The sequence below is a fragment of the Paenibacillus sp. SSG-1 genome, assembly GCF_002224835.1.
Classification (GTDB): Bacteria; Bacillota; Bacilli; order Paenibacillales; family Paenibacillaceae; genus Paenibacillus_AQ; species Paenibacillus_AQ favisporus.
In genome coordinates this window covers 1,174,128-1,187,762 of record NZ_MBRK01000001.1, presented here as the reverse complement: position 1 = coordinate 1,187,762, position 13,635 = coordinate 1,174,128, and the positions used below count along the sequence as shown (strand labels likewise).

The window sequence follows — 13,635 nt, the reverse complement described above, 5'->3', positions numbered from 1 at the left end:
GAGGCGTCCCATGCTGTTCTGGCAGTTATTTGTCTCATTTTTAAAAATCGGGTTCCTCTCCTTCGGCGGCGGTTATGCGGTTATCCCGATGATCCAGTACGAAGTACAGCAGCACGGGTGGCTGAGCACCGGGGAATTTCAGCGGACGGTATCGATCGCGGGCATGTCGCCCGGCCCGATCGCCACCAACAGCGCGACACTGATCGGTTACCAGACCGCGGGCCTGGCTGGAGCCGTTACCGCTACCGCCGGTATCGTTCTGCCTTCCCTGCTCATTGTGATCCTGATTGCGGCTTTCTTTTATCGAATGAATGCTAACCCCTGGGTCAAATCCTCCTTTTACGGCCTTCGGCCGATCATTACCGGACTTATCGTCTATGCGGCCATCCACTTCGGTTTCCCCAATCCGTCGGAAGCCATCTATCACTGGACGACCTTCGCCACGCTGCTGATCGGCGTGCTGGCGTTTATCGCGATCACCAGATACAAACTGCATCCGGTGACCGTCATCGTATGCTCGGGCGTTGCGGGAATCGTGCTGTTTTAATTGGGTGAAATTAAATTTCCTATGCCTTTACGGGGACGTTAAATTATAATAGAATGAACTTTCAAAAATAAACTGGGGGAACTTCTATGACTACACCACCTAAAAACCCAGCGGCATCAGGAAAAAAAGACCAGTTTTCATCCGCAGGCTTTATCCTGGCCGCCATCGGGAGCTCTGTGGGTCTCGGGAATATGTGGAAATTTCCGTACATCACCGGACAAAACGGCGGCGCAGCCTTCTTTCTGCTCTTTATCGTGTGCTTGATCGTCATTGGTTTACCTGTTTTGCTCGCTGAGCTTGCCATCGGACGCGCAGGCAGAGGCAGTGCGGCCACTTCGTTTGTGAAAGCGGGCGGCAGCAAAGTGTTCGGCCGTCTCGGCCTGCTGCAGGTTATCGCGCCTTTTCTGATTCTGACCTTCTACGTCATCGTCGCAGGTTGGACGCTGCATTACGCCGTGCAGTCTTTCAGCGGACACCTGTACAGCAATCCGGATTTCAAAGGACAGTTCAATTCGTTTATCGGCGGCTACATGCCGATCGTATGGCAAGCTGTCGCCATCCTGATTACCGGCTTTGTCGTGGTCAAAGGGATTTCCGGCGGCATCGAAAAGTTCAACAAAGTGCTGATCCCGGGATTGATCATCCTGCTCATCGTCCTGATGATTCGTGCCGTATCCCTGCCTGGCGCGGGGGAAGGCGTATCGTTTTTCTTGAATCCCGACTTCTCCAAGCTGACCCCGGAATCGGCGCTAGTCGCTTTGGGACATGCCTTTTTCTCCCTTTCGTTGGGGATGGGCATTCTGCTTACGTATGGTGCTTATGTGGACAAGCGCCAGTCTCTGGGGTCTGCCACGATCGCCATCGGCGTCGGTGACCTGATCTATGCGTTCGTTGCTGGGCTGATCATTTTCCCGACGACCGCTTCGTTCGGGATCGAGCCCGACTCCGGGCCAAGTCTGGTATTCATCGCCCTGCCGGCCGCCTTCTCGGCCATGCCGTTTGGTGCGTTCTTCGGCGGGCTGTTCTTCGTCCTGCTGGCAATCGCCGCCTTGACGTCGGCGGTATCGCTGCTGGAAGTGCCGGTAACATACCTGATGGACCGCTGGAAGTGGGGCCGTACGAAATCGGTTGTCATCATCAGCGTGCTCGTGCTGCTGATCGGCCTTCCGTCTGCGCTCTCCTTCGGCATCGTGCCGGGGCTGTCGGAAATGGGCAGCAAAAACTTCTTTGACTGGCTCGACTTCATTACATCCAACATTTTGCTGCCGGTCGGCGGGCTGATCACCACCATTTTCGCCGGGTACTTCTGGAAAGGCGCTGCCGAAGCGGCCGGCCTCAAATCGGGATGGTTCCGGGTATGGCTGTTCATGCTCCGCTACGTGGCGCCGATTCTGGTACTGCTCGTGCTGCTTGACACAACGGGCATTCTGAAGCTGAAATAACGACGAAACTACAACAAAAGCAATCTCCGGGGCTGTTCACGACAGCGCTGTGGAGATTGCTTTTTTATTATTCCAACACGAACCACGGCTGCCGGGACGGCCCGTCATACATCAGCCTGACCTGCCCGGGGGGCCTGCCTTCCTCATCGAACAGAAGCAGCTCATTTTCTTCCCGCAGCCACTCCGCCGGAACTTTGTAATCCTCCTGGGGACCGATCTGCCAGAAGCGTCCCAGATCATGCCCGTTTAGTACGATAAGCCCCTTGCTCATGCCCGTTAACCTCAGCTTCAAGCGAATGTTGTATCCGCTTGGCCACAACGGTCGGCGGAATCGCCACCGGTACCAACCCGGCCCTCCTGCCGTAGCCATTTCCGCGTCTGCATCGCCCGCCTTCCAGGCACCCGGTCCAAGCAAGCCGGCTCCGGCCATGAACCAGTCCTCCAAGCGTTCCGCATTCCGGAACATGATCAGTTCCAAACGGTTCAACGGAGAGGATGCATAAGGCATCTCGATCACATTGACTTCCCCCGGCTTTACATACTTGGAGATGTCGACGGTGCAAAACGCGAACCAGTCATGGTAACCTTCCAGCTCAACCAGCGTACCGTTGATGCGCAGCCCTTGGCTGACCGCGCCGACAATGATGGCCCGGTCCATGGCGCCGGGCTCGAATTCCTTCCGCAGCAGGGGGGCGCCGGACGGATGGCTCACTTCGTCCAGGTGGACGGCTGCCCCGTCTTCGCCGCGCCAATCCCGGCGAAGGTCAAATACGCGGCCGCCCCGATACACCGGGCCGGTGAGCCCTTTAGTCTCGCCCAGATAAGGCGAGAAGTTTAGCCGTCCCATGTGCTGCACCAGAATCTGCAGCCGGTTGGTCCCTTGAACCGTCTTCAACGGGACGGCCGCAGCCCCGACCTGGCGGACCAACGCCTGTTCCGCGCCGTTGATGTACACCCGCGCCGTGTCCTGAAGGTCCGGCAGGATCAGGCAGTCTTCGCCGGCCTGTTCGCTGTCAAAATCGCAGGCATACAGCAGGTACCCGTAATCCTGCCCAAACCGTCCAAAATCCTGCGGATCTCCCGTAAGGACAGCGCCCTCCCCCGCCATCACCGCCTGCAGCTCAATCGGCGAACTCTCCCATACAGCAGCAGGGAGCCGGGGTAGCCCGGGCCCGGACGGCTCCCGCGTCTGGAGCTCACCGGCGGTGACGCAGCGCTCGCCTCCGGTCCAATGCCCCAGCAGCAGCACGCTGCGGTCCGGATCGGCAGCAGTGCCTTGAACCCGGCCGTCCTTGCCAACATCGATATCGTCAAGTCCAACGGCATAACGAACACCTTCGCCGGAAAGCCCCTCGATCCGCCACGTCCGGTTGAGTGCATCGCCGGTCAACACGACAAAGCGGATGCTTTGTTCCCCCGCCGAGATGCGGATGATGCCAGGCTCTTCGAAATGGCACATATCGAGCCGCAGCCCTCTGCCGTCGGCAGTGCTTTCGCTAAGGGCGTTAGCACCGTTATCCGTGATAGCGACGGGTTCGGCCGCCTCAATCACGACACAGGAGCGCTGCCCCCGGTCCGCCGCAACGAATAACGTCAGCTCTTTCCCTACGATTTCGTTTCCTATGAGGAGGGAACCCGACGTGAGTTGAATCCCCTCGCCAATCGGGATCCGGTCAAGCACCGGGGCGATTTCTCCGGGATGGACCGCAACCGGGACAGTGACGCCTCCATCCAGCGTCATATGTACCGTTTCCCGCTCTACCTGATGGCTTTCCACAAACCACATGTTCCCCTTGCCGGAGCCCCGTCCCCGAACCGAATACCCGCCGGGATGCCGCGGAAACGGAACCTCCTGTTCCGTCAATGCTTCGGCCTGCAGCAGAAATGCGCGGAAGGCGTGCAAAAAGTAAGACAGCTTTTTGACCGAGGCATACTTCTCCGTGATTCTACCGTACTCATTCAGCGAAGCGTCATAGTCGTACGAAGTGACCATATAAATATCGCTGGCGCCTACCGTTCTTCCGCCATATCCGCCGAAGTTGGTTCCGCCGAAAAACATGTAATGGCTGATTCCAGTAAAGCCGGCACGGATAATTTCCATCATCCGCCTTTCGAGCAGCGGCGCGGTTTTTTGCGTGGCCGACGGCCCGCCCCAATGCTCGAACCAGCCTGTCCAAAACTCCGTCACCAGCTTCGGTGTATCGGGCTGCTTGGCCCGCAGTTCCGCATAATGCCGGTCCGCTCCCGACCAGAAATTGGCTCCCTCGATTGTGCCTTCCGCCCCGCCCACGCAGGTGATCAGCGGTACGTCTATGCCCCGTTTGAGCAGGCCATTGCGCAAATACTGCATGTATCCCCCAGCCTGCTCATCGTCCGCCAGGTAGCCGTATTCATTCTCCACCTGCACCAGAATCACCGTTCCGCCGCGGCTGATCTGACGGTCCCGGATGACCGGTACGATGCGGTCGAAGTACAGGTCGGTGTAGTGCAAATAGGTTTCGTTAACCTGGCGGAACCTTATCCCTTCCTTCGTGCCGAGCCACCACGGATATCCGCCGAAGTCCCATTCGGCGCAAATAAAAGGACCCGGCCGTGCAATGACCCACAGTCCAAGCTCGGCGCACAGGTCCAAAAACGCCCCGCAGTCGCGGTCGCCCGCAAAATCCCATACCCCTTCCTGCGGCTCGTGCACATTCCAGGCGAAATACGTATCGATGCAGTTCATGCCGGCGAGCTTTGCCTTCATTAGCACCTCCCGCCATTCGCTGCGGGGCATGCGGAAATAATGCACGGACGCGCTGTTTAGAAAAATCCTCTCTCTGTTCAGAATAAAACTGCGGCGGTCATACGCCAGCTCCGGCGCGGCCGCTTCGCGGCGAGCATCGGTTAACCATGCGCTTGATTGTTCTGCCACCATAAACCCCTTCTTTCTTCTAGCTTCTCTTCTATAGATGCTGTTGCTGTTCTGACGCTAGCCGGGTCTCTTTTCGCATGACGAAGGCCCCCGGCATCCTCCGCGGCAAATTCGTTCGGGCCGGAAATATCCGTTACGGGTTCAGCTTGGGTGAAACGCCGTCGATCACGACGGTGGTGACGGAATTATCCGCTGCGGTGATTTCCAGACCGGCGGCTGATGTCTTCAGGTCATCAAGCCGCTCCAAATTTCGGTCCGCCGAGGTTTGGTATACTTCCGCCACCGCTGATGCCGGATAGGAGTATCCGCTCAAGTCAAACGCTACTTTCTTCTCCGAAAGCTCGTTGCGGATAACAAGCACCAGCCTGCCGCGCTCAGCGTCGTAGGCAGCCAGCGTCCGGCCGTCATCCGTCGGAATGATCGTTGCCCCCGGCCGGATAAACTTGCTGAATTGGGCCATGCCATAATACTGCTTGGTCATGGCATACTGCTCTTCGCCGGTGAAGCCCGCATGGATAAATCCCCAGTTGTTGCCCGCCCCTTCGTCTTCGACCGCCTGCCAATACACCCAGGCCGCAGGCTTCATCACTTTCAAGTCGAACATGATGCGCTCCGCCAGCTCCTGCACCGAAGACATATCCTCATGGTTGTGCGGCTCGCTGCCCCCGGTCCCGTATTCGGACATCCATAGCGGTTTGCCCAGCTTGCCGGCAAGCTCCCGCAGCTCCTCCATCCGGCTCCCGTTATAGGAATGGGTGTTGATCTGCGAGATGGCGTCCAGCGTCTCATGATCATAGGCCAGCAGATTCTCTACCGTTTCGTCGATGCTGTTGTCATCGGCGGCGCTGACGCCGGTCCCGGTCAGCCCTTTGCTTGCCAGGGACGCTGCGACTTTGACGATGAGCAGCGCGTGCTTGTCGGTTGAGAAATGGGCGCCTTCCTGAATATTTCCTTTTTTCCACCAGTTCGAGGATGGCTCGTTCAGCGGATCGAGCGTCCGGAACGTAATGCCCCACTCGTCGCGGTACCTTTTCACCACTTCGGTCAGATAGTCCGCAAAGGCGTCGTACTGATCATCCTTCAGATTATTGCCCCCGTCGACGGCTCCGGTCACCGATCCGCTGACCGTCATCCAGTAAGGCGGCGAATTGGAGAACGCCTCGGCGATGGTCACCCCGCGCTTCAGCGCTCCCTGCAGCACCGATCGCTGGTTGGCGTCGGCCTCCCAGTCCCACCGCCCCTTTTCCGGCTGAAAACCGGGCACGTCGCCCCCGGGGCGGAGCTCCTTCAGTTCAGGGTTCTCTCCGCCGCCGATGTTATAACGAACGATTGTGAGGCCAAGCCCCCGATTCGGATCGAAGAGCAGGTCCATCACCTCGTTCTCCTTCTGTTTGTCCTTCCAGCCGCCGAGCACGTTGGCCCACCAGGCCAGCGACGTTCCCCAGCCTTCAAAACCTTCGTATGCTTCCTCCGGCATCAGATGCACCGGCTCGCTTTCAAACGCTGCCGGCTGCGTGCCGCCGATTTCCTTAGCCGACTTCATCAGCATGCCTCCTCCCGCGATGACAGCCAGCACCAGGCCGGCGGCTGCCAATCCTATCATTCGTTTACTTTTCCTGCCGGGCTGTGGCACACGCCTTCCCCCTTACTTGATGCCGCTGCTGCCGCCGCTGATGTTGGCCTCGTACACGAACCGCTGGCCGAACAAGTACACCAGCACCATCGGAATCGTCAGAAACAGCGAGGCGACCATGACCAGGTTCCACGGCGGCATCTGCCCGCCGCCAACCGTCGTCAGCAGCTGCACGCCCAGCGCGAGCGGCATTTTTTCCGGATCGTTGATATAAATGAGCGGACCCATGAAATTTCCCCAGTTCCAGGAGAAAGAGAAAATGGCGATGGCCGCCAGAATCGGGTAGGTCAGCGGCATAATGATTTTCCAGTAGATGCCCGGATGGCCCATACCGTCGATCATCGCCGCTTCGTCCAGCGATTTGGGAATGCCCATCACGAACTGCCGGATCAGGAACACATTAAACGCCCCGGCGAAAAAGCTCGGTACGATCAGCGGATAGAACGTGTTGACCCAGCCCAGGTTGCGGAAAATGATAAACTGCGGAACCATCGTCACTTCTCCCGGAATCATCATCGTGCTCAGCAGCACCACGAACAGGATTTTACTGCCCTTCGCCTTGATCCGCGCAAAGCCGTAAGACACGACCGAGGCGGACAGCACCGAGCCGATGATCGTAATGACCGTAATGATGAGGGAGTTTTTCAGATACAGGCCCAGATTGTTATTGGAAAAGATCGTCACGAAGTTCGACCATTCGAACTCGGCCGGAACGAACGTAAAAGCCGATTTGACCGTCGTCTCGTCACTCGCCAGCGCAATCGAGATCATGTACAGAAACGGAGAGGCCAGCAGCACGCCCACAACGATCAGAAAAACGTAGGCTATCGCTTTTTCAACATGGGATGTCTTACTCATTGGCTTTCCCCTCCTCGTAATGCACCCACAGCGCCGATGAGCGGAAAACGAGCAGCGTCAGCGCCATGATCATAATAAACAGCACCCAGGCGATGGACGAAGCGTAGCCCATTTTGTAGAACTGAAAGGCGTTCTGGAACAGGTACGGCACCACCATTTGGCTTGAGTTGTCCGGTCCCCCGGCGGTCGTGATAAACACCTGGGCAAAGGTCTGCAGCGCCCCGATGATCCCGGTCACCAGGTTGAAGAAAATCACCGGCGTCAGCATGGGGAACGTAATGTGGAAAAAGGACTGCGTGCTGCGCGCCCCGTCGATCGCGGCCGCCTCGTACAGCTCCTGGGGCACTCCTTTCATGCCAGCCAGCAGCAGCACCACGCCGCCGCCCACGCCCCACAGCGACATCACGATCAGCGCGGGCTTAACCCAATGCGGATCCAGCAGCCAAGCCGGTCCGTGGATGCCGAAGATCGCCAGCCCTTTGTTGATCAACCCTTCGGTCGGCGCAAGCAGATGAATGAAGAGCAGCGAGCTCGCTACCACCGGCACGACGGACGGGAGATAGAACAAGATGCGGAAGAACGTAATGCCTTTCAGCTTTTTGTTGAGGTAATAAGCAATCCACAGCGAGATGGCCATCCCGACCGGAATCGAGATCAGCGCATAGAAGAAGGTGTTCCCTACCGATTTCCAGAACAGCGGATCGTCGGTCAGCAGCGTCTTGTAGTTGCCGAAACCGATAAAATGCGGCGACTGGAACAGGTCCCAATCCGTGAAGCTCATGTAAATGGAAAATAAAATCGGGCCCAAGGTAAGTCCGATGAACCCGATCAGCCATGGCGAAATGAACAGGTAAAACCATTTTCCTTCCCGTTTTCCCACGTCAAGCCCTCCTGTGATGAAGGGAGAAGGCCGCCCCGGCGGCTGCCGGAACTTGCCTGCTCCCCAGCTGTCTTCCTACTTGTAAATTTTCTCAAGGCCGCTTTGAATTGAGGTCACCGTGTCGTCCAGCGAAGCTTTGTCGTTGAAGTACACGCCCAGCTTGTCGTTAATGACCTTCATCATTTCGTTCCACTGCGGATTGAGAGGCTCCGCATAAATTTTGGATTCACTGAAGGCCGCCATGTTGATCTTCTTGCCGCCGTATTCGGCGTTCAGGAATTTGTCGCTGGACAGTCCCGCCTTCGTAGCCGGAGCATCCTGGCCTTTTTCGATCATCGGCATTTGCGCGTCGAGCGTGGTCAGCGCCTCGATTACTTTGAAGGCTTCTTCCTTATGCTTGGATGCGTTCGTGATCGTAAAGCCATTGAAGAAGGCGTTGGTCTCGCCCCAGATCGGCGCGATATCCCAGTTGATGCCCTGCACCTTGGCAAGGGAGCCGATGTTCCAGAACCCGGTCGTTTCCATGGCGATTTTGCCTTGAGCGAATAGCGGGTCTGCACCGATGTTGCCCATGTCAGCGATCTCGGTCGGCGTCGGGCCGGCGCCGTACTTGAAGGTCAGGTCATTCAGGAATTGCAGCGCCTTGCGTACCGGTTCGGTGTCAAAGGTCGGCTTGTTTTCGGCATCCAGCAGCGAGCCTCCATTCTGGTAAATCAGCTGCATCCACTGCGGCCACCAGGAGCCCGGGTAGTAGCCCCACTGCACGGTTTTGCCGTTTTCCTTGATGGTCAGCTTCTGGGCGGCATTCAGGAGGTCTTCCTGTTTCCAATCCTTCGTTGGATAAGAGACGCCGGCTTTATCAAACATGTCTTTGTTGTAAAAGAGAACCATGGCCCCTGCCCGGTCCGGCATGCCGTACTGCTTGCCGTCGTATTTCATCAGGTTCGCAATATCGTCCGTGTACCGCTCGGACATATTGACGTTGTTTTTCTGAATCAGCTCATCCAGAGGAATGATTTGATTCTTGGAGGCATAGGCCTGGTAGTTCTCCGCGATCATCATGATGTCCGGTGCGGTTCCGCCCGCAATCATCGTCTGCACCTTCTGGTCGTAATCCCCGGCCACGAGGTTCAGCTTGACGTTAATGTCGGGATAGGTTTTCTTCACGATATCGAGGCGTTCCTGATAAATCTTCTTCTCATCCTCGGAGCCCCAGATCGTCATGGACAGATCGACCTTCTTGCCGCTTGTCCCAGCCCCGCCCTCCGCCGAAGTCCCGCTGTCCTTGCTTCCGCACGCGGTCAGACCGATCAGCATCGACAACACCAGTAAAGAAATGATTCCAAAGCTTCTTCTTTTCACCCGTTACTCCCCCTCAAATAAAGTTCAACGACAACAGACGAAACAAATGATCATATTGAAACCCATTTCATGAAATGGGTTTCATAAAGCCGGAATAGAAAACCCGATCCATTTAATGAAAGGGGTTTCATTCCTCGATCATTATATTCCAGCATTTCCCCGAATGTCAACGCTTTCTTTTTGAGGGCCATGCGCAAGCGTTACCGGCGGGCCGGCCCGGTGCTTTGTCTGACGATCAGTTCCGGCTGAAGCGCTGTCTGCTTTTTGGTCTTACCTCCGCCTATGAGGTCATGAAGCACATCGACCGCCAGCTTGCCCAGCTGATACGTGTTTTGGGAGACGGTTGTCAGCTCGGGGATGACGGCGCTCGCCAGCGGCGTGTCGTCATATCCGACGATGGATATGTCGTTCGGGATGGACAGCCCGTGCTCAATCGTCGCCTTGATCGCCCCGATCGCTGTATAGTCGTTGACGCAAATGACCGCCGTCGGCGGATTTTGCTGCTCCAGCAGCCTGGCCATTTGCTCTTTTCCCGAATCGATGGAAAAGTCGCCCAGCAGCAGCCGCTCTTTCGGGATTTCCAGCCCGTGCTCCTTCAGCTTTTTCTGGATAGCCTTCACTTTGACCATGGTGGTGGCCATTTCCTTCAGCCCGCCCACAAAGGCGATTTCCCGGTGCCCGAGGTCAAGCAGGTGCTGGGTGGCCAGGACGGCTCCAGCCGCTTCGTCGGTGTATATACGGTGCAGGCCGCTCTTGGCAATGTTTCCGTTCACGAGCACGATCGGCAGATGCTTGCCGGCTTCGATCAATTCCTGCGCCATCTCTTCAGGACAGTGCTGCAAATTGATCCTGCCGCCGAGAAAGATAATGCCGTCGACCCGCTTTTCCCGGAGAATCGTCAAATACTCAGATTCCCTGCTGTGATCCCCGCCGGTATTGCACAGGAAGAACGTATACCCCTTGTCCCGCGCCTCGTTCTCCGCTCCCCAGAACACTTCCGGAAAAAACGGGTTCGTGATGTCTGGCAGGATGATCGCAATCGTTCCGGTCTCTTTCTTGATCAAGCTGCGGGCAAGCGCGTTCGGCTGAAACTGATGCTTCTCGATGATCGCCATCACCTTTTCCCGTGTGCTGGCACGCACCGGCGCGGTATCGTTAAGCACCCGGGATACGGTGGATACCGATACGTTGGCTTCTTTGGCGATATCGTAAATGGTGATAGGTGTCATATGCGAACCTTCCTCTTTCTGAAATAGTCAATGCTAGATAGAATGAACTAAAGAAATGAATGATTATTGTCCGTAATGGTCAGTTACCAAAGGGAAGCTCAATGCTTAACTTTAGTTCAATCTATGTAATCATAACAGATCCATGACACCGATGAAACGGATTTCATCAACATCCCTGAACCCGACCGCCAGGGCTCCCTGCAATGCAAAAAAGGCCGAATCTCCGAACCTATCGGGAATATCGGCCTTGATTTTAATCTTGAATGTCGTTATTGGTCCGTCTTGGACCCTATATTCGCAGCAAGCCCAAAGCAGACTTTCTTAGACCAGTTCGAGCACAGTCACCGACTTGGAAGGCAGCTCGACGACCAGGTGTGTCCCATCCGTCTTGAACGCATCGAACGGCTTCGGCGCGATCCGGTCGGGCTGTTCAAACGTGTTATGCGCATCCAGCTCCTCCGAGGTCAGCGTCGTTCCGGTCACCGTCAGCGATGCCGCCGAAATGCCGCGCAGATCGATCGTTACGGTCGAAGCGCTCTCGTCGTTCAAATTGCACAAGCTGATATGGATTTTTCCTTCGGCGTCCCGCGAGGCGGTTCCCGTCACTTCCGGAATGGACCGGCCGAAGGCGCTGTATGTACCGCTTTCCAGATTCAGATCCAGCAGCTCCGCATCCTGATGCACTTTATACATATCAAACACATGGTACGTCGGGGTCAGGGCGATTTTTTCGCCTTCGGTCAAAATGACTGCCTGCAGCACGTTGATCGTCTGGGCGATGTTGGCCATCCGCACCCGGTTGCAGTGCTTATGGAAAATGTTCAGGGTCAATCCCGCCACGAGCGCGTCCCGCAGCGAGTTTTGCTGATACAGGAATCCCGGATTGGTTCCCGGTTCCACGTCATACCACGTTCCCCATTCGTCGACGATCAGTCCGATCCGTTGGTCAGGGTCATATTTGTCCATAATCGTGCTGTGCTTGGTGATGAGCTCATCCATAAACAGCGCCTTTTCCAGCGTGGTGAACCATTCTTCGCGGCTGAATCCGGTAGCCGGCCCCTTGTTCCCCCATGTTCCCGGGACGGTATAATAGTGCAGCGTAATGGAATCCATATACCGTGCGGCCTCACGCATCAGCACGTCCATCCAGTTGTAATCGTCCGAGTTCGGGCCGCAGGCGATGCGGTGAATCCGGTTGTCCCCGTAGTTGCGGACATACGTCTGGTACTGGCGGTACAAATCCGCATAGTATTCCGGCCGCATGTTGCCGCCGCAGCCCCAGTTTTCATTGCCTACGCCAAAATAGGTGACCGACCAAGGCTGTTCGCGCCCGTTCTCTTCGCGCAGCTCTGCCATCGGCGATACGCCTCCGAAGGTCAGGTACTCCACCCATTCCGACATTTCCTGCACGGTACCGCTTCCAACATTGCCGTTAATATAAGGCTCACAGCCGATTTGGGCACATAATTCCATGAATTCATGCGTACCGAAGTGATTGTTCTCCACCACGCCGCCCCAGTGGGTATTAATCATCCGTTTGCGGTTTTCCCGCGGTCCGATGCCGTCCTTCCAATGGTACTCGTCCGCAAAACAGCCGCCCGGCCAGCGCAGCACCGGTACCCGGATTTGCTTTAGCGCCTCCACGACGTCATTGCGAATGCCGTTCGTGTTCGGAATCGGCGAATCCTCCCCGACCCAGATGCCTTCGTAAATGCACCGCCCCAAATGCTCCGAGAAGTGTCCGTAAATGTTTTTATTGATTTTGCCTTTAATCGTATCCGCGTTTAATACGCTGCTCATCCAATAGCCTCCTCTTTCCCGGTTTTCTCCCACACAGTATAGTAGCTTGTACGTTATGCCACAATGATTTATACTGGCCAAAAACTGACCTATCGTGCTTTTTATGGAGGAGGAATTTATGATTCAATTAGTCAGCTGCGGGCACAACTTCGTTCACTCGGACGGGATCCGGATCGACCGCAGCAGCGGGGCCGGGAATTACGCTTTTGTCCTTTTTCGGAGCAAGGCGGAAGTGGTGATTGACGGCACGGCTTACACCGTTGATAACAATGCCTACATCTTGATGCAGCCCAGCACGCCTTACATGTACCGGGACTTGGAGAAGCCCTTCGTCAACGACTGGTTCCATTGTGAAGGAACGGAGCTTGGCGCATATCTGCAGCAGCTTCAGCTTCCGCTTGACCGTCCGGCCGAAGCGGCTTACCCGGCGTCCGTGTCCCGGGGCATCATGGAGCTTCAAAACGTGAACTGGCTGGGCGGGCCCCACCGTTTGGAAATTATCGACCTGGACCTGCGCAGCCTGCTGATGAAGCTCGCCAATTGGCGGCACCTGCCCCCTGCCCAGGGAAATGCCGGCCGGTATTTGCACCAGCTGTCGGAAATCCGCAGCGAGCTGTACCGTTCACCGCAGGCCTCCTACTCCCTGGACGAGCTCGCGGCAAGCGTCAACCTGAGCAAATCTTATTTTCAGCATCTGTACAAGGATTTGTTCGGATGCTCGGTCTCGTCAGATATGATCAACAGCAGGCTGGAGTACGCGAAGTATTTGCTGGATAACAGCTCCCTCTCCATCGGCGGCATCGCCAAGATGTGCGGATATGAGAACGAAACCCACTTCATGCGGCAGTTCAAAAAATTCGTATCGGCCACCCCGAGCGGCTACCGAAAAAGAAAGTAGCGCACCTGCCTTGCGAGTTTACTCCCCTGATTCCATGGGAACAATAGCAGCAACAATAAGTAAATTGGGGCT

Annotated in this window: 10 protein-coding genes; 3 read left to right on the top strand and 7 right to left on the bottom strand. The window is 56.3% G+C overall.

Annotated elements, in window-relative coordinates; genetic code table 11:
• Positions 1-10: 10 nt before the first annotated feature.
• On the top strand, positions 11-547 hold the full coding sequence (locus tag BCV73_RS05550; RefSeq protein ID WP_089546394.1) for a chromate transporter: 537 nt from the start codon (positions 11-13) through the stop codon (positions 545-547).
• 86 nt (positions 548-633) lie between these two features.
• Complete coding sequence (locus BCV73_RS05545; RefSeq protein ID WP_089546393.1) at positions 634-1,989, top strand: sodium-dependent transporter; 1,356 nt, start codon at positions 634-636, stop codon at positions 1,987-1,989.
• 67 nt (positions 1,990-2,056) lie between these two features.
• Here the strand turns inward: BCV73_RS05545 and BCV73_RS05540 are convergent, their stop codons facing one another.
• The 7 genes from BCV73_RS05540 to BCV73_RS05510 form a co-directional block, all read right to left on the bottom strand.
• Positions 2,057-4,906: a beta-galactosidase gene (locus tag BCV73_RS05540; RefSeq protein ID WP_089546392.1), complete on the bottom strand. Its 2,850-nt coding sequence runs from the start codon at positions 4,904-4,906 to the stop codon at positions 2,057-2,059.
• Between the two features lie 130 nt (positions 4,907-5,036).
• Complete coding sequence (locus BCV73_RS05535; protein WP_089546391.1) at positions 5,037-6,506, bottom strand: glycoside hydrolase family 30 protein; 1,470 nt, start codon at positions 6,504-6,506, stop codon at positions 5,037-5,039.
• A 42-nt stretch (positions 6,507-6,548) separates the two neighbouring features.
• Positions 6,549-7,394, bottom strand: a complete 846-nt coding sequence (locus tag BCV73_RS05530; protein ID WP_076168691.1) for a carbohydrate ABC transporter permease — start codon at positions 7,392-7,394, stop codon at positions 6,549-6,551.
• Complete coding sequence (locus tag BCV73_RS05525) at positions 7,387-8,274, bottom strand: carbohydrate ABC transporter permease (RefSeq protein WP_089546390.1); 888 nt, start codon at positions 8,272-8,274, stop codon at positions 7,387-7,389. The genes BCV73_RS05530 and BCV73_RS05525 overlap by 8 nt, the downstream gene beginning before the upstream one ends.
• A 75-nt stretch (positions 8,275-8,349) precedes the next feature.
• A complete protein-coding gene (locus tag BCV73_RS05520) occupies positions 8,350-9,636 on the bottom strand; it encodes an ABC transporter substrate-binding protein (RefSeq protein WP_256992755.1) in 1,287 nt (428 codons plus the stop codon).
• Positions 9,637-9,836: 200 nt separating this feature from the next.
• On the bottom strand, positions 9,837-10,865 hold the full coding sequence (locus BCV73_RS05515) for a LacI family DNA-binding transcriptional regulator (protein WP_089546389.1): 1,029 nt from the start codon (positions 10,863-10,865) through the stop codon (positions 9,837-9,839).
• A 321-nt stretch (positions 10,866-11,186) separates the two neighbouring features.
• Entirely contained in the window at positions 11,187-12,665 is a 1,479-nt protein-coding gene (locus tag BCV73_RS05510; RefSeq protein WP_089546388.1) for an alpha-N-arabinofuranosidase, read from the bottom strand.
• 118 nt (positions 12,666-12,783) lie between these two features.
• On the opposite strand from BCV73_RS05510, the gene BCV73_RS05505 reads away from it, so the two are divergent.
• Positions 12,784-13,563: a helix-turn-helix domain-containing protein gene (locus BCV73_RS05505; protein ID WP_089546387.1), complete on the top strand. Its 780-nt coding sequence runs from the start codon at positions 12,784-12,786 to the stop codon at positions 13,561-13,563.
• The last annotated feature ends 72 nt before the right edge of the window (positions 13,564-13,635 follow it).

Bases quoted from the DNA above. Each gene is read 5' to 3' on its own strand.
- BCV73_RS05540 (WP_089546392.1), bottom strand. From the start codon at position 4,906: ATGGTGGCAGAACAATCAAGCGCATGGTTAACCGATGCTCGCCGCGAA.
- BCV73_RS05545 (WP_089546393.1), top strand. From the start codon at position 634: ATGACTACACCACCTAAAAACCCAGCGGCATCAGGAAAAAAAGACCAG.
- BCV73_RS05510 (WP_089546388.1), bottom strand. From the start codon at position 12,665: ATGAGCAGCGTATTAAACGCGGATACGATTAAAGGCAAAATCAATAAA.
- BCV73_RS05550 (WP_089546394.1), top strand. From the start codon at position 11: ATGCTGTTCTGGCAGTTATTTGTCTCATTTTTAAAAATCGGGTTCCTC.
- BCV73_RS05530 (WP_076168691.1), bottom strand. From the start codon at position 7,394: ATGAGTAAGACATCCCATGTTGAAAAAGCGATAGCCTACGTTTTTCTG.
- BCV73_RS05515 (WP_089546389.1), bottom strand. From the start codon at position 10,865: ATGACACCTATCACCATTTACGATATCGCCAAAGAAGCCAACGTATCG.
- BCV73_RS05505 (WP_089546387.1), top strand. From the start codon at position 12,784: ATGATTCAATTAGTCAGCTGCGGGCACAACTTCGTTCACTCGGACGGG.
- BCV73_RS05535 (WP_089546391.1), bottom strand. From the start codon at position 6,506: ATGATAGGATTGGCAGCCGCCGGCCTGGTGCTGGCTGTCATCGCGGGA.